Origin of the sequence: Staphylococcus sp. NAM3COL9 (genome assembly GCF_001431205.1) — a bacterium.
Taxonomy (GTDB): domain Bacteria; phylum Bacillota; class Bacilli; order Staphylococcales; family Staphylococcaceae; genus Staphylococcus.
Genome location: NZ_LGPC01000004.1, coordinates 79,993 through 97,989 on the forward strand (window position 1 = coordinate 79,993; position 17,997 = coordinate 97,989).

The 17,997-nt window shown below is 30.8% G+C and carries 15 protein-coding genes; 4 read left to right on the top strand and 11 right to left on the bottom strand.

Annotated features, from left to right (window positions below; genetic code table 11):
- Positions 1–41 precede the first annotated feature (41 nt).
- The 5 genes from ACA31_RS00760 to ACA31_RS00780 all read right to left on the bottom strand — a co-directional run bounded on the left by ACA31_RS00760 (position 42) and on the right by ACA31_RS00780 (position 5,770).
- A complete protein-coding gene (locus ACA31_RS00760) occupies positions 42–824 on the bottom strand; it encodes a glucose 1-dehydrogenase (RefSeq protein WP_057511485.1) in 783 nt (260 codons plus the stop codon).
- Between the two features lie 20 nt (positions 825–844).
- Complete coding sequence (locus tag ACA31_RS00765) at positions 845–2,092, bottom strand: MFS transporter (protein WP_057511486.1); 1,248 nt, start codon at positions 2,090–2,092, stop codon at positions 845–847.
- A gap of 58 nt (positions 2,093–2,150) precedes the next feature.
- Complete coding sequence (locus tag ACA31_RS00770) at positions 2,151–3,746, bottom strand: xylulokinase (protein ID WP_057511487.1); 1,596 nt, start codon at positions 3,744–3,746, stop codon at positions 2,151–2,153.
- A gap of 1,087 nt (positions 3,747–4,833) precedes the next feature.
- The gene (locus ACA31_RS00775; protein ID WP_057511488.1) at positions 4,834–5,148 is read right to left on the bottom strand and encodes an antibiotic biosynthesis monooxygenase family protein; all 315 of its coding nucleotides are present in this window, start codon (positions 5,146–5,148) and stop codon (positions 4,834–4,836) included.
- Between the two features lie 100 nt (positions 5,149–5,248).
- Positions 5,249–5,770: a phenolic acid decarboxylase gene (locus ACA31_RS00780; RefSeq protein WP_057511489.1), complete on the bottom strand. Its 522-nt coding sequence runs from the start codon at positions 5,768–5,770 to the stop codon at positions 5,249–5,251.
- A 95-nt stretch (positions 5,771–5,865) separates the two neighbouring features.
- Here ACA31_RS00780 and ACA31_RS00785 point away from each other — a divergent pair, with 95 nt between their 5' ends.
- Both ACA31_RS00785 and ACA31_RS00790 read left to right on the top strand, forming a co-directional pair.
- Complete coding sequence (locus tag ACA31_RS00785; protein WP_057511490.1) at positions 5,866–6,408, top strand: PadR family transcriptional regulator; 543 nt, start codon at positions 5,866–5,868, stop codon at positions 6,406–6,408.
- 498 nt (positions 6,409–6,906) lie between these two features.
- Positions 6,907–7,830: an SMP-30/gluconolactonase/LRE family protein gene (locus ACA31_RS00790; protein ID WP_057511491.1), complete on the top strand. Its 924-nt coding sequence runs from the start codon at positions 6,907–6,909 to the stop codon at positions 7,828–7,830.
- A 237-nt stretch (positions 7,831–8,067) separates the two neighbouring features.
- Here ACA31_RS00790 and ACA31_RS00795 read toward each other — a convergent pair whose 3' ends face one another.
- Complete coding sequence (locus ACA31_RS00795; RefSeq protein ID WP_057511492.1) at positions 8,068–9,489, bottom strand: APC family permease; 1,422 nt, start codon at positions 9,487–9,489, stop codon at positions 8,068–8,070.
- 258 nt (positions 9,490–9,747) lie between these two features.
- Between ACA31_RS00795 and ACA31_RS13185 the strand changes: the two genes are divergently transcribed.
- Together ACA31_RS13185 and ACA31_RS00800 are read left to right on the top strand one after the other, a co-directional pair.
- On the top strand, positions 9,748–9,846 hold the full coding sequence (locus tag ACA31_RS13185) for a type I toxin-antitoxin system Fst family toxin (protein ID WP_156393378.1): 99 nt from the start codon (positions 9,748–9,750) through the stop codon (positions 9,844–9,846).
- 269 nt (positions 9,847–10,115) lie between these two features.
- Complete coding sequence (locus ACA31_RS00800; protein ID WP_057511493.1) at positions 10,116–10,949, top strand: aldo/keto reductase; 834 nt, start codon at positions 10,116–10,118, stop codon at positions 10,947–10,949.
- A 285-nt stretch (positions 10,950–11,234) separates the two neighbouring features.
- Here the strand turns inward: ACA31_RS00800 and ACA31_RS00805 are convergent, their stop codons facing one another.
- From ACA31_RS00805 to ACA31_RS00825, 5 genes are all read right to left on the bottom strand, one after another.
- A complete protein-coding gene (locus tag ACA31_RS00805) occupies positions 11,235–11,531 on the bottom strand; it encodes a hypothetical protein (protein ID WP_057511494.1) in 297 nt (98 codons plus the stop codon).
- A 337-nt stretch (positions 11,532–11,868) separates the two neighbouring features.
- On the bottom strand, positions 11,869–12,687 hold the full coding sequence (locus ACA31_RS00810) for an oxidoreductase (protein ID WP_057511495.1): 819 nt from the start codon (positions 12,685–12,687) through the stop codon (positions 11,869–11,871).
- A 493-nt stretch (positions 12,688–13,180) separates the two neighbouring features.
- Entirely contained in the window at positions 13,181–13,699 is a 519-nt protein-coding gene (locus ACA31_RS00815; RefSeq protein WP_057511496.1) for a hypothetical protein, read from the bottom strand.
- A 105-nt stretch (positions 13,700–13,804) separates the two neighbouring features.
- Positions 13,805–15,730 (bottom strand): hypothetical protein, encoded by a 1,926-nt coding sequence (locus ACA31_RS00820; protein ID WP_057511497.1) that lies wholly within the window; start codon positions 15,728–15,730, stop codon positions 13,805–13,807.
- A 533-nt stretch (positions 15,731–16,263) separates the two neighbouring features.
- Positions 16,264–17,544, bottom strand: a complete 1,281-nt coding sequence (locus tag ACA31_RS00825; protein WP_057511498.1) for a condensation domain-containing protein — start codon at positions 17,542–17,544, stop codon at positions 16,264–16,266.
- Between the last annotated feature and the right edge of the window lie 453 nt (positions 17,545–17,997).

The following is a 17,997-nucleotide window of genomic DNA, read 5'->3' on the forward strand; positions in this document are numbered from 1 at the left end:
ATTTCTATTATTGATTAATTAACATTTTTTAATATATTGAATTAAAGTGCCGTATAACCACCATCAATAGTAAATACACTGCCTTGAGCAAATGAAGATGCGTCAGATGCTAGATAAACAACGATACCACCAAGTTCGTCTGGCATACCAGGACGGCCCATTGGTGTGAAGCCCATCCAATCTTCAATCATTTCTCCACCTTGATCAAAGAATGGTTTTGTTAGTTCTGTTTTCATGTAGCCAGGTGCAATTGTATTAACTTTGATATTATATTTTGACCATTCCATTGCTAAACTTTTCGTTAACATGATTACTCCAGCTTTTGAAGCGTTATAAGAACTTTGCTCTTGAGGTTTATTTGCAATTAAGCCTGACATTGAAGATGTATTAATGATTGAACCATATCCTTGTTTAATCATGACACGGCCAACAGCTTGTGCTACTAAAAATATGCCATTTAAGTTTAAATTAATGACCTTATTCCAATCCTCAAATGACATTTCTTCTGCTTTTGCGTTAATTGTCATCCCCGCATTATTAACTAAAATATCCACTTTACCAAATTGCTCTAAAACATCTTCGACCATTTTATTAACAGCCTCAGGATTTGTAACGTCCACTTTTAATCCTATTGCTTCAACATTTTCATTTTTCTTTATTTCTTCTGCTGTTTCTTCAGCTACTGCGATATTAATATCTGCAATGACTATATGTGAACCTGCTTGTGCTAATGCTGTAGCCATTGATTTACCTAGCCCCATAGCACCCCCTGTTACAATTGCTACTTTATCATCTAATTTAAATTGTTCTAAAACGTTTGTCATAATATATCACCTTTCTTTAATTAATGATTAGGTTGGTTAACTTTCATAAAGAACGTTAAAATAAATCCTATAAAATAAATAATTGCGTATGTCCAAATGGTTAATTCAGGTCCTGCTATGGGAACTGTTATTGTTGCAATAGCAGGACCGACAAAGTTACTTAAGCCTGCAGACAAGTTATGAATAGAAACCGCAGCACCTTTGTGATTAGGTTCTAAAATAGGGAAAATTGCGGACATCGGTACAAAAGCTGCTACAGCAAAACCAAACACAACAGCTACACTGCCAGCAACCCAAATATTAGGTCCTGCCCAAATTGGTAAGTAATAAAAGGCTAAGGTTGAAACAACCATACCTATACACCCAAACCAACGGACTTGTCGAACCCAACCGATCTTATCGCCAACAACACCCCAAAATAGATTAGTAAAAATAGTTACAATGTACATGAGCCCCCATATACGTAACCATTCTGATGTTGTAAATCCTACAGTGTCTGTAAATACAATCGGCATAATAACGACTAAGCCAAAGAGGGCTAATTGGTTAATCGTTCTAACAACACTTGCAATTGCTATTTGAGGATTTTTCAAGATGGTAATACCTCTAGCGAATTCAATTAACATTTCTTTTGGTGTTAGTTTATCTGCTTCTTTGTTCTTACCTTTTTTATCCTTAACTAAAAACATTGCCATTAATCCACCGATTAAAATAAAGATTATCGATGACCACAATGTTCCCATGAAGCCAATCCAAGGAATTGAAAAGCTAGGTATATACGTTCCTAGGAAACCTATACCAACAGAATACATGGCCCAAAACCATCCCATCGCAGAAGCCAAACGGTGTCGTGGTGCTGAATATGTAATCCACACAACAAAACTGTAAATAAACATTGGATAAGCAAAGCCTCGTATACCATACATAATAAGCATCATTGTATAGCTATGTTGCTCTATACCTAAAGTCAAGAAACCAACATGAAAGACAATCCAAATAATGAAGGCTAATATCATAATTTTTCTAGGGCTGAAAATTTCTGCTAAAATACCAGAAAGCCATGATGCGATTGCTACTACTAAGCCGTAAAGCGTTAAAATAGTAGAAGCTTGATGGGCTTCAAATCCAATATTAACAATGTATTTAGATAAAAAGGCCTGTTCTATTCCATCACCTGTCATAAAGATGGCTATTGCAACATAACCCCAAATCAAGGTTCTGGGTAAACCTAAAAATTGCTTTGCCTTATCTGCATTTAATGATTCCACACTAATCTCTCTCCTACTTATTAAAATATGCTTTATTCACTGTAACTAACGCCTTAAATTAAGCGTGTTCATCTACTTGTTGTTCCAATTGAAGAGATGATTTGAAACGTTGAATATATTTTTTAAAACTCATAATATCCTTCTCGTTAGGTTCTATAGTAAATTGCTCAGTATGTTTAAAAGCATGGATATTTAAATAATCGGTTAAATTATTATGCTGTTTTTCTACCAAATAGCGTGCTAAAACAGCTATTCCCCATGCGCCGCCTTCACTTGCTGTCTTCATCACACTAACCGGACTTTCTAATGCAGCTGCTAAAAACGATTGCGCTACTTTTTCCGTTTTAAAAATGCCTCCGTGACCTAACATGCTGTCTATTTGAATATTTTCTTTTTCTTTTAATAAATCAATACCTATTTTCAAAGTACTAAATGCACTAAAAATGTGTGTTTTCATAAAGTTTTCGATATTAAATTCACTATCAACATGACGTAAAAACATTGGATAGCCTTGTTTTACATCTGTGATAAATTCACCTGAGATGTATCCGTATGATAATAACTTGCCTAAATCTTCATCTCCATTAAAAGCGCTTTCAAACAATTTTGTAAACAGCTCATTTTTATCGTATTTAACGTCCATTATTCTAAATACATCTTCAAAAAGTCCAATCCATGCATTGATATCAGAGGTACAATTATTCGCGTGAATCATAGCAACATCATAACCATCCGGCGTTGTTACTATATCTACTTCGGGATATACACTTTTGATTGGTTGTTCTAATACAATCATGGAGAAGATACTTGTTCCTGCTGAAATATTACCTGTTTTAGGAGCGACACTATTCGTAGCAACCATACCGGTAGCTGCGTCTGATTCAGGTGCACACATTGGACAACCTGATTCCAGTTGGCCGTTAGGGTCAATCAATTTAGCACCTGTTTTTGTTAAATATCCCGCTGACTCCCCTGCTACAATTACTTCTGGCAAAATATCTTTAATATCTTGTTGATAGCCTAATCCATGAAATAGTGTGTTAAAGCGTTCCATTAAATCTTGCCGCAACTCTTTTTTATCAGTATTAATTGGAAACATGCCAGATGCATCGCCGACACCTAATACTTTTTTATCTGTTAAATACCAATGCACATAACCTGCTAGCGTTGTCATATAATTTACTTTGGATACATGAGCTTCGTTGTTTAAAGCTGATTGATAAAGTTGGGCAATACTCCAACGTTCAGGGATATTCACATTAAAATTATTTCTTAATAATTTAGCAGCTTCGTTCGCATTGTTATTTCTCCATGTTCTAAAAGGTACTAACAAATCATCATTTTCATCAAAAACTAAATAACCATGCATCATCCCACTAATGCCTAAAGATGACAAATGAGTGATATGTGTACCACATAGATTTTTAAGTTTTTGAGCCATTTCGTTATAACTTTTTTGAATACCTACCCAGACATCATTCATTGAATAGGTCCAGTAGCCATTTTCATATTGGTTTTGCCATTCATAAGAACCAGTCGCAACTGTATTGCAATCGGGGTCAATTGCTACAGTCTTAATTCTTGTCGAACCAAATTCAATGCCTACTGAAAGTTGACCATTATTAACATAATCCTTCAACACTTCAATATTCATTTGCTCACCTCTTTCCAAACTATTTATGCAACCGTTACCAAAAATCAGACTACTTTAAAAATTTAGATAAGTCAATGCTTCTTCCTTACTAGCAAAAGGATTACTACTTTAAAAATGTAATAATTCTAATAAAAAATTAATTTACAATTAAAATTTAAATTAGTGACTAAAATACAACAATTAATAGTAAGCGTTTTCATAGAATCGTATATAATAGAGCGTACATGTTCGAATCATATCCCTAGGCAAGCATGCACATACGAAATCGAAGATTGCCTAATATAAAATAAGCACAAACTTAGTAAATATGCCGAAAGAAGCTAATCAGTTAGAGAAAACGTTCAAAGTAACAAAACAGTGATTAAAAATGCTGTATAGTTTCAATTAGATAATATTTAATAAACTAAAAGTAAGTTAAAGGTGATGATTTTACTATGAGTGTTTTCTATTTTGTAGCTTCAGCTATTTTTTGTTTTTTATCCTTTACATTACTATAAATTCTGAAAAAGATAAAAAATAAATTCTTAATAACTATACTTTTAAAACGTTCCTTATATACTTTTTATTTTGATTTTGTGGGTTTGTTTAAATCTTTTAAGAATATTCGAGGATTAAAATAAAAACTACTGTTAGCAATTAATGCCAACAGTAGTAAGTGTGAAACAAATAGTTATGCTGAGGTCCTATTATATTAATACCTTTAATTTACTTAATTAAACAAATTAGACTACTTGGTTTTATATCATATCAAGAGACGTAGAAATTAGGAGGCTGATTAATTTGAATAATTTAGGAACTTTATTTTTTTATCAGGAAAAATGGGTGCAGGAAAGACAACAAAATCGAAAGAATTAAAAAAAGAGAAATAGCAGTATTATTATCAGAAGATGAATGGCTTGAAAGTTTATATCCAAATAAAATTAAGACAAACGATCAAAACACATACATATTTTGTATGTGTTTTTGTTATTTATAAAAAAACGAATTTTAAAATTCACATATAGGAAATATTAGAACTTATTAAATAAAGGCGCTTCTTTTAAGAAAGAGGCGCCTTTATTATTTCTTGGAAATTACAGATTATATTTTATATATCTAGTAACTCAAATTGCTTTATTTCTTTTTCAATATTTACTGAAGAAGTGTTTTCTTTTTCTGCCTTGCGCATATGCTTATGCTCTTCAATATGTGATGGACGTGAAAGCCACGCTTGGAAATCTTCTTTTTGTCTCCACTTAGATACAATAGAATATGAAATTTTAGATTTTGTTTCATTTTTCCAAACTTCGGCTTCTATTAAGCCATCATATCCTGAAAAATCATCTTTGGCATGGCGTGCTTTATTATCTAAAACAGCTCTATCTTCTATATTAGCTGTAAAATTGGCTTGTGCAATGAACATATAATCAATCCTCCTTAAGAATATCGATTAATCATAGCAAAAACAAAATATTAAAACATATAAAATGCATTAAATTAATATTTCCATTAATAAAATTAGATTATTTATTTTCTCCATAATAGCTACCATTTCGTATTTCATCTAGTATGCCATCATATGGTGCTTCGCTAATTACGGTTTCATTATTTTGTCCTGGATTACCAATATAAGATATTTTAGCAAATTCGGGTACTACATATTTAGGATAAGTATCGTATTTTTCACGAGACTCCTTCATAAGATCAATGTGATCATTTTGATAAGTAACCGTTATTTCTGGGTGTTCTTCGACCCATTTAGGGAAGAAAATTGTACCATGCATTATACTTTCATTAGGTAAGAAATCTAAAGCAACATCTGTACCCGTTGGTTCAGTCCATGTGATTTTGAAAACGCCATCAGTTAATCTAACGATATTCGCTTCTTGGTCTCTCACCCATCTTCCTGCTACCATACCACCGTGTATACGGTAATCAATTGTGTTATCATTTTTTACATACATCTCGTATTCCCAACCATTATCATAAGTATAAATAAGATGTGTACCTAAAAAATCATTTAATTCATTAAAATTATTAGTCATAAAAAATTCTCCTTTGGAAATCATGTATTTAATTACATGTTATTATTTACACTTATATGTTATGCTTGTTAAGAAAAAATGTCAAGGAGGCTACCATGGCTCAAAAAAATATTTTACAGTACGTATTGCTAGGTCTTTTAAAAAATCAAAGTTTATCTGGATATGATATTAAAAAATCATTTGAAAAGGATATTGGCGAATTTTGGCAAGCAAACCATAGTCAAATTTATCCCCAACTTAAAAACTTAAATGAACGTACCTTAATTGATAAAGAAGTAATAATAGCAGGAGAAAAATTAGAAAAAAAAATATACTTCATTACAGATAAAGGGCTAAAAATGCTAAATGATTGGATTGTTTCACCAACACCTGAGTTGTCTGTAAATAAAAATGAATTTCATTTGAAACTATTTTTTATTTCTGATAAAAATGATCCAAACTTACCTATTATGTTCCAAGAACAAATCCAATTGCATCAATCTAAGTTAATTAATTTAAAAGAACGTCGTACTATATTATTTGGAAATAAAGAGAATCGAGAAGTGAATTATGGGCATTATCTTGTTTTAGACTATGCAATCCAAAGAGAAGAAAATCATATAGAGTGGCTAAATAATTTCTATGACTATTTTGAATAATTATAAATTAAATTTAAAGAGTATATTATTAAAGTATAGCTTATTACTATATGAGTTATTTCTTAATTTTAAAGCGAATGAAATTTAACATAAAGCGCAAATAAAATCATGTACTTACACACATGATTAAGGAGATGTATTTGTAATGAATAATCATTCAATTGTTCAAACGAAGTAAGGTAAAGTACAAGGTTTTCAAGAACACAACTTAACAAAATGGTTTGGTATTCCTTTTGCTAAAATTCCAAGAAATTATTTACATTCATTAAATTATGAGTGTTAAATGAACTGAGGATTGATTTTCTATCATATATATATGATAGAAAATCAATCCTTTGAAAGATGACCAATCTCGAATGTAATAGCACAACTTATAAGCAGAAGGTAACGAGTCTAAATTAATCTACATCTCTATTAGTATTTTCATTTATTAACAATCTGTTTACTATAAGGTGATTTCCTATAAAACACTTTTATGGAAAAATTAGGAGGAACATTATGAAAGCTGAATTACTAAAAGAAAGCGTACAATCAACTTTTGGAGAAGGCCCTTTATGGGACGACGAAAATCAATGCTTATTTTGGATAGACAATATAGAAAATAAAATCTGTGCATATTATCCCCACTCTAATCAATATACTTTTTACCAACTTCAGAAATCTCCAATGTCACTTGCTAAATATTCACAGAATGAACTTATAGTGATTATGAAAGATGGGTTTTATCTGTATGATTTAGAAAAAGAATTATTAAAAGAGATTTTCAAACCAGTGGATTTAAATAATAAAATACTTTTAAATGATGCTAAGTGTGATCCTCAAGGCAGACTTTGGGCAGGGACAGTTAACGATGACTTTAGATTGTTTAAAGAAAGCCAAGATAGCACTCAAACTGAATTTCATGGCCAAATTGCAAAGCTTTATCGCGTAGAAAAGGATTTTTCTTATATTGAAACAGCAAAAGAGAAAGTAACACTTTCTAATGGGCTAGATTGGGATCCTGTTCGCAACATTATGTATTATATTGATTCTGCTAACCAATCAGTTTGTCAATTTAATTATGATTCAAAAACTGGTCAAATTTCAAATGAAGAGACTGTTTATACCTTTAAAGAATCAGATGGCTTACCCGACGGCATGACAATAGATCAGGAAGGCATGTTGTATGTTGCTTTATTCAAAGGAGGCGTAGTAGCAAAAATCGATCCTTTCCATAAAAAATGGACACACAGTATTACTTTACCAACTTCTACTGTTACTTCTTGTGCGTTCGGTGGAGAAAATTTAAAAACTTTATTTATGACTACGGCATTAGCGCCATTAAATGCGTATGAAAGAAGCCAAGAACCGACGGCAGGATGCATGTTCTCAGTCGATTTAGTAGTTGGTGGATATAAAACGAATATATTCAAAACAACTTAAAATGTGTTGGAGTTTATTTCATGAATAAAATTCAGTATATGATACCAATTTCAAGCAGAGTTTTTGTACTTTTTTACTTGAAAAACCAACTACACTCATAGAACAAATTACTTCATTATATTAAAAAATATTACTGACACCCCCCTTCACTCTATCTACTAGTGAAGGGGGGTGTCATTTGTTTTATAGAGTCTAGGGGTAAAATGTGTATTTATACATTGACCAATACTTAACTATTTATTTCTGCTGACCATTCATCTTAATGGCATAAAACAAATAATATATCATACCAATCATAAACCAAATCAATGTATAGAATTTAGCTTGTCCGCTTAATCCCCAAAATACTGCAAATACACAGATAAAGATAAATATCGGCATAACAGGATAAAGTGGTAATTTAAATGCTGGTTCTGGTAAATCTTTACCTTCTCTTTTACGTAATGCATAAATTCCAATTGTCACAAACATGAATGCGACGAGCGCACCTGCTGAAATCAATTCCGCTAAAAATCCAAATGGAAATACAGATCCAATAATTACTGCTACAATCGTTAAGATCACTAAAGAACGATTAGGTTGATTTTTCTTATTTAATTTCCCTAACCAAGACGGAAGGATGCCATCACGGCCAAATGAATAAAGTAAACGTGAACCGGCAAGCATCATACCAATAAGTGCCGTAAACATACCTATGACTGATACAGCCTGTACGATAACAGCAACTGTGCCATGTCCACTCATACGTAGTGCCCAGCCTACTGGCTCTGCATTACCTTTGTATGCTGAGTAATCAAACATACCCACTAATACGAGTGATACAGCAACAAATAATCCAACTGCGATGAGTAGTGATCCTAAGATACCTCGAGGCATTGTTTTCTGTGGGTTAATTGCTTCTCCAGAATTGGCTGCAATAGAATCAAAACCGATATAAGCAATGAAAATAATTGAGCTGCCTGCGTAAATACCTTGCCAACCACCAAAGGCGCCTGTTGCTGTTTCTTTGTATTCAGGAATAAATGGTATGTAGTTTCCAATATTAATAACAGATAAACCTACGATAAGAAATAATAAAATCGCTAATATTTTTAACACAACAAGTATATTTTGTATGCGTGCTGTTTCTGATGCACCTCTCGCTAACAACAGTGCTGTGATAATAATTACAATTGCTGCAATAATATCCATTATGCCACCGTTAGTTCCAAGTGAATTAGACAACATGTCTGGCAATGATATATGGAAGGGGTCTAAAAGCCCTCTTAAATTAGCTGAAAAACCTGATGCTACAAAAGAAACTGCAATAATATACTCTGCAATAAGCGCCCACCCTACTATCCAACCAAAAAACTCGCCGAACAATATACTAATCCAAGTATAAGCTGAACCTGCGAATGGCATCACAGAAGCCATCTCAGCATATACGAAAGCTACAAGTGCCGCTACTATAGCTGATACTAAAAATGAAAGTGTCACAGATGGACCTGTATGATCTGCAGCTACGACACCTGGTAGTGTAAAAATAGCAGTCGATACAATCGTTCCGACGCCTAATGCTAAAAAGTCCCTCACACGAAGTGTTCGCTCTAAATTTGACTCTTTATTTTGATAACGGGATAAATCTTCTTTCCGAAATACTCTTTTAATGATACTCATTTTGTATAACTCCTTGTTGTTTTAAAAATAAACATGTTCTTAAGTATAATGATTTTCGAATACAATGTACATGTTGTTTTAAGAAGAAATTAAATAAATTGAGAATGATAATTGTTGAATTTTGTATAATTGAGGAAATATTTGAGCATAAAGTGACAAAATCAAACATATGATAAAGTCGCCTAATCCCTAATATATAATATGGATGTCGCCTATCTCTCAGGCGTCAATTTAGACGTTGAGAGGGGGTGAGCTAGAATGGTAGCATTTTTTATAAATGTCTTTGCCACAATCATCAGTGGTTGCATCATCGCCATGTTTGCACAATGGCTTCGTAATCGTGGCGAAAAACAATAGGCGATAACGTAAGCCACACCATAAAAAGCCCTCACTATTCTCTCCAGTAGTGAGGGCTTTTTATGGTGAATTTAATGGTAACATTTTTTATAAATATATTATAATCACAGCGGTCTTAAAAATCAATTAAAAATATAATTATTCATAAAATAGCGATTCAGGTTACTTTAAAGTGCGTACTTACATTTTCACTTAATTATCGGTAATATAACTAATATAAACATTATTTAAAAATATTTTTACATCAAACACAGAAAAGAGGAACAACTATGCAATATATTGACTTTTATAACGGTAATGCTATGCCTCAACTTGGTTTAGGCGTTTTTAGAGTAGAAAATGATGACACTGCAAAAGATGCAGTGAAACACGCGATTATCAACGGCTATCGCAGTATTGATGCCGCTTTAGTTTACGGAAATGAAGAAATGGTGGGTCGTGGTATACAAGAGGGTATCGAGGCAGCTGGTATTCAAAGAGAAGACTTATTTATCACATCAAAACTTTGGTTTGATAGTTTTGGCAAAGACAATGTAGAAAAAGGATATCAAACTTCTATAGATAACTTAGGTCTAGACTACTTAGATCTTTACCTTATTCATTGGCCAGGCACAGATGAGTCTATCATGATTGAAACTTGGAAAGGTATGGAGGCTTTATATGAATCAGGCAAAGTTAAAAATATTGGTGTAAGTAACTTCAATATTGAACATTTAGAAGTGTTAAAATCACAAACTTCTATTAAACCTGTCATCAATCAAGTCGAGTTTCATCCTTACTTTACACAACAAGAATTGAGAACTTACTTAGATTCTGAATCTATATACACGGAGTCATGGTCTCCATTAATGAACGCGGAGATTTTAACAGATCAAACAATCAATGCGATTGCAGAAGAAATTGGAAAATCTCCAGCACAAGTTGTTATTAGATGGAATATTGAACATGGTATCGTAACAATACCTAAATCAATTACACCTCATAGAATAGTAGAAAACATTAATATCTTCGATTTCTCATTAACAGCTGATCAAATGGAACGTATTGATGCATTAAACGAAAATAAGAGAATTGGACCTAATCCATTAGAATTAAATGGCTAATAAAAATACAGCATGCTATGCTGTAAGTACAAATTAACAATTGCACAGTAGCAGTCTGATATCTAGTAAACCTAGTGGGAGCGGCAATACGTAATCAAATTTCAACTTTTGATTTCTGTTCCGCTCTCATTTTTATGTTGTCATTTATATTTCTAATAATTTTTAATATTCTAGACACACTTTAGTCCCCTCTCTCACTAAAAAGGCTACTGATAAAGTTATAATAACCCTATCAATAGCCTTAATTTACTAACCTTATTATTCAATTGAAATTAAATTCAAACACTATTTCATACGGTTCAATATCTCTTCTTGAAGTACTTCCAACGCTTCATTGTAATCTGTGTTTGTGTTCTCTTTTGCATTTACAACTAATAAATCTATAAGTTCAATGTCACTCTTTTCGCTCACTTCATTTTCAAATTGGTGTAAATGCTCTTCTGAAGTTTTTGTGTTTTGCTTTTCTATTTGATAATATTGATCGGCTCCTAGTCCACCTTCCTCAATCATCACAGAAATACCGCTAGAACGTGTTTCATTCAATCTTTTAACTTTGATACGTTTATTTTCACGAATAACCATTTGAATCCCTCCTACATTATGCGCATTTTACAAACCCTTACTGCTTATAAACTACTTACATATCGCCACTGATGGATTGAAATCAAATCGTCTTGATGTCTTTATTATATGTATTAAAGACTAAATTCAAGAATAAATATCTTTAAATAACTGCACCAATTCATTTCAATGTTTATTTAAGTGTAATACCCATAGTGTAAAAATACAATATCTTTGTTTACTTATCTATACCCTATGTTCAACGTGAATATATATTTTTGTGTTTTATTTTAATAAGTTACTGTCTGGTTGAAATAACATTTAACTGAATTATACTAAATTTAATGGTTAAATCAATTTATTTAGAAATCGCTCTTTTAAGTAGCCAAGCAAATGTTCTAATCGGTAATATAGCATGTAAAAAAAGCATAGGTTTGGCAATCAATCCAACTGTATAACGTGGTTTTGTATGATTGTTTTCTATAATTTTAACAATACGTTTCGCAGCAACAGAAGGATGAGAAAACATGCCGGATTGATGTTGTTTATTCATCAATTGTGCCATATTTGAAGCTTTCGTTTCATATGGGCCACCTTTTGAAGATGTTTCTAAATAGTTAGCTGCAATTGGAGCCCAGTTAGTTTTTATACCACCAGGTTGAATGACAATAACGTCTATCCCAAAATCAGACAGCTCTAAGCGCAAACTTTCACTATACCCTTCTAAAGCATATTTTGAAGCATGATACCAAGATCCAAAATTGTTAGGCGTACGTCCACCGATAGATGAGATATTTATAATCTTTCCTGAATTTTGATGACGCATTGAAGGTATAATTGCCTTCGTTATCTCAGATAAGCCAAATAAATTTACTTCAAATTGTTTTCTTGCCTCTTCAATTGATACGTCTTCAACAGCACCATATGACCCATACCCAGCATTGTTAACTAAAATATCTATATGGCCGTCTATATTAAGGACGTGATCAACCAAATTATGAATTAAAGTTTGGTCTGTCACATCTAGATGGATTATTTTCACGTTATAAGCTAATAAAGATTTCATATTTTCTAAATTTCTTGCAGCAGCATAAACACAGTAGTCTTTTTTAGCTAAAGCTTTAGCTGTTTCGTATCCAATACCACTACTTGCTCCTGTAACTACAGCTACTTTCATTTTTATCATCCTTTAAGTTAATTGTTTTAATTAATGCAAATTCAAATCATCATCGGTTAATATACCATAAATTAATATTTAGAAATAATTTTTCTAATGCATTAAAGTTCTGAATAAAAACAGTAAAATATTAAATAGCTCGTTATAGAAATTAATAATTAAGTAACACTCATTATACTAATTTATGATGTATCTCCATTTTAATAAGTGTAAATATGAAAAGAAATGCAAGTTTTGAGTATATCAGAGATTTTCATTGACCACTATGTAATATAAACAAATTCTTCTCAAATTACTTTGAATATAAAAAACGACTGTTAATTTTTTAATTAAAAATTAACAGTCGTTTTTATATCTAGGACTTATATCCTAGTATCAATTTTAATATTTATATAAATATTAAATCAAATCCCTCTAGCTCATTGCTCACTAGAAATTCTATTCATGGCGTTAAAATCATAGTATGTATGGTGTTCTAACTTTTTAGATTTACTTATTCCTTATTATTGATTTGTGCTTGTAACGATTGTGAATTAGATCGTGAAATATTGAGTAAATATACCGATTTTGCTAGTGATTGCTTACTATTGTTATAGGAAACTCCAGTTCGCTTAGAAAGTATAACTGTAACGAGTGAACCTAACATCGCTACCACTGTAATTGTAATAAATGGCGACACAGTCGTAATTGGATTAACAAAAAAGATAATCACAGCAATAAATATAGATACTACAGCAATACTAATTAATATTAACGTAGCATACATATATTGTGTTGCTTGTTTTAAATCTTTTTGAAATTGTTCTTTAGAGCGCTTGTATTGAATATTGTTTTTATATAATTTCAAATCTTCATTTGCATCCATTGTTTGCGCAAAATCTACAATTTCTTTATTATCATCTTTTTTTAATTCCTCAATGATTGGTTGATAACCAAAGGTAAGTGCAATTTTTTTTTCTTTTTCTGTACCCTTTGCAAGTCGATTCAATTCTTCTAATTTTTGTTGGTTCATTGTTTTCACTCCCATATTGTTTAATATTGATCCGCGTTATTAAGCTAGTGCTCATTTATCTATTGGGTCTACTATTTTGTTAACAATAGGTGCTTCTAAACATTATTATTTCTTTTGTGGCTCTTCTGTTTTGTGTGAATTTTGAACTTTAGTTTGCGTGTCTGTAGTGCTGTCATGTTTTTCTTGGGCATTAGCTACGTGACTACCAAACAAAGTACCAGAACCTAACAAGGCACATAAAAAGAGACCACCTAACCAAGTGAAGAATGTTGGTTTTTTTCTACGTTCATAGCGCTTTGCTTTTTCAACATCATCGTCTAACAAGTTGCCTATATCGATGTTTTGCGGTTCAACACCTTTATTAAAATTCGATTGATTTAAATCATTATTTGAAAAACTTAAAGCTTGTTGTTTAATTTCCATTGCACGTGCTGAAATACTTAAACTTGTTTGGTTACTTTGTTCTAATTGTTGATTTAAGCGGTCTAAATGACTTCTATTATTTTGAAGTTCCATTTCTTTAGAACGGATTGATTCATCTTTATCAGTGCTTTCTCTTTTCGATTTTTCTAATTCTACTCTTAGCCAATTAATTTCATCTGTCATTTGTGAGTCTTTTAATTCATAATCAGTTACTTTTTGATTCACTGCCAAATCTAAACGTTCATTAAATGTTGATTCGTTATGAATTAAGTCTTGTTCTAACTTACTAATCTCGCCTCTAAGTTTATCGACATCTTCACTTCTTTTTTGAACTAATGTTTCTACATCTTTTTCCATAATATTTTGAAGTTCCGACTTTTTAGTATCAATCGTCTCTTGATGATGTTGGACGATGTCATCTACAATTTTAGAAATATGCAAATCATAGTTGTTTTTTACATTGGCATCTAATACTTTGATTTGATTATGATAGGCATTTTTTGTTTTATCTAATAATGTCTTTTCATATTCACGAATACGATTTGTTAAAATAGGTCTTTCTTCTCTTTCTATTTTTTCTTGCATATCTCGGCGTGCTTTTTCGCTACGTTCATTTTTACCTGTTTCAAATTCTTTTTCTAATTTTTTAGTTTGTTCTTCAACTTTATTTGGAATAACACCTAAATCTTCTTGGAATTTACTTTCTATTTGTGTGTATGATTTATGATATTGAGAATCATTCGATTTATAATTACGCGTTTTATCCGCTTCAATACTTTTGCTCCATAAATCAGTAACAAGTTGATTGAATATACCGTTTATAATATCTTCTCTCTTTTTTTGTAAAACTACTAATTTGTCATTTTTTGTTTTATTAAAGTCATCTTCAGTTAATTGCTCAAGCTTTTGGTAAGTTGGCAATACTTTGTCATTATAACCTTTGTCATCGACAATACTTCTAAATTCTAAATTTTCATCATCTAAATAAACTTTATCTATAAGTGAATCCAGCGTGCTATATAGATTATCTTTTAAAAATTGAATGTCTGAAAAATCTTCGTTTTTGTTAATAGACATAATGTGTTTTTTCTTTTTTTCATTAGAGAATTTTTGCTTAGCACCACGTTTATTTTTATTTTGAATTTGTTTTATAATCGCATCTTTCAATGGTTGTAACATTTCAAATTTTAAGCCCTTACTGATATCAGAAATATCAAAATCAGGTATGTTTAGCTCTTTTAAGATTTCATTATTTATAACGTTCACTTTAAATTCATTTTCATGTGGTATATAAATCCTTAAACCAAAATTACAGTCAAGGCGTTTATTTTCTTTTATGTTATGTAAGGAAGTTAAGTCTGTAACACAGTATTCTTGATCTTCAAATATTTTAAAAGGCTCATTTTCATCATTGTGATCTATCGTCACATCAAAAGATTGCACAATTTTAGAGGAACATAAAATTTGTTTGAAAGATTCCACAGCACTTCCTTTGGAATATCCTTTTCTCAATACTGGTGCAACGATTGGTACAATATATATTTCCGTTTCTCCTGCAAGTACATGGTCTATTTCTAAAGAACTAATATCTAAAACGTTATTGCTCATTACATGTCATCCTTCCATTCGAGTTATTGTTTAAAATGTTGGTAATAATACTTAAATGTTTCATTTTATGTTTAACCGTTGTTCAAGAAGCAATATAATAATTGATTGAGTCGTTACGTATATAAAAATATGTTCGATAATAAATGGATCAATTGGTAAATTCATGTAAAACAAAATTTTAAATGTCACAACAAAAACATATTATAAAACCTAGCTTATATATATATCGTAACATTTGCACAATTAATAATTATTAATTATCAGAATTCTATGATAACATATTAATTAAAGTTATAATACGAACTTTTATAAAGAAAATATTAATTATAATTACTAGTTGTAAATAATTGTTGTTTTAAAAATTTACAATTGTTTTTTATGTAATGGTCATAAACTACGTCCAATTACTCTACTGTTCAGAAAATGATTTATAATTAAAAAAGAGTGTTCAGAAAATGATTATTTTCTGAACACTCTCATTCAAATTTTATAATTGTCTATGTTTTAAATTCTACGACTTAGTATTCAATGCTTTATTGACTTTTATCGGTATAAATATCTATATCTTTAATCGCTTTATTTGGATTTTCTATTACGACTTTTAAAATTCCCATGATATCTTCATGCAAATTCATGACTTCAACTTCATTCATAATATCTGTTTGATAATTATAATCTATATCTATCATGCTATTACCTATTCTATTACTTATATTTAGGCCTAACGGAACATTATGAGTGTCAGAACTAAACCATTCATCTGAATAACCTTTTTCTAGAAAATCAGAATTATATTGCGTTTTTTGAAATGAAACTGTACAGTCTAATAACCCTTTTTTGTTTCCATTATTTTCCACTATTTCTTTATAAGAATATTTTCGATGTTTAAGTAAATTGAAAGTTTCTATTTTTACTGTTGTTAGAAAATGATTAATTGAAGCATGCTTATCGATATCTACTATAACTGGTAAGATTCGTGCATACACGCCTATGATGTTCTTTTCAAACGGTTCATTTCTATTATGCACTAATAAACCGACTGAATTTTTATTTGATGCAGTTTTTTTATGTTTTAAAATAAGCATAGCGGCAGAAAATAAATTGCTAATACTCATTTTGTTACTTTCACAAAATGCTTTGATATCTTGAGTACATCTTTCTGATAAAACATAACTTTGTCTGCTTCCTTGACCATTAGTTACTCGTTTATTTTGAAACAACTCGTTATTTTCAAAACCCTTCAATTTTTCAAACCAGAACTGTTTATCCTTTTCAAACCTATTTGAGTTTTTATAATTTAATTCATTATTAACAGAATCTAAATATGAAAATTTAGAAGTTTCTTCTTGAATTCCATAAATTAAATATTCACATAAAGCATTTCCACCTAATGTCGTGCTCCATCCATCCGAAATAATATGATGGTGTAAGGAGAATATACCTAGATTTTTGTCAGGTAGTTTTAATATCGTAAATTCGAATAATTCACTATCCGTTGCAAATATATTCTTTTTGACTTGTTGCTTAATCCATCGATCGTAACCCTCTTTATCATCAGTAAAATCGATATAATCAAACTGCTTTTTTTTAAATTTATCAACATACTGTCTATATTCAGAATTTATTTTCGTAACCCTTATTTTATAACTATTATTTTGGTTTATTATATGATTCATAGCATTTTCTATTGTCTCTAATTTTAAATCTTCTTTAATAGTGATGATACCGGCTATATTATTAATACTAGTATTTTCGTAAAATTTTTCTTTATTAATTACTTCAGTTTGTGCATCTGATAATCTAAATGTTTCCATTATTTATCCTCCGAAAATTGTTACGTTTTGAAATGCCGTAACATGTTTTGCTAAATCTTCGTTAATTGCTTGTTATAAATTGGAATACTCACACACTAAATATAGATCTCGATAACTATTTAATTACAGTTATCAGGTCATTTTCAGTAAGCTGAATATATCGTTGTTTGATTATTTATCACGCTTTTTAGTCTAATATGAAAATATGAGTTTCATACCTACGATAAACGGACTTTACAAATGCTATAAATAAAATTTTAAATATATGTCGCTTCCTTTCTTATCATTAAAAATAAAAAAAGGAAGACATCAATCTTTACATTTTAACACGTCCATACTTTTATGAAAATCTACTTACATATTTATTGATTATATCCATTATAATAATAGATATATATTTTAGAGTTTAGATTCAAATGTTTCATATAGAGTGAAGTTTTGGTAGTTCTTAGA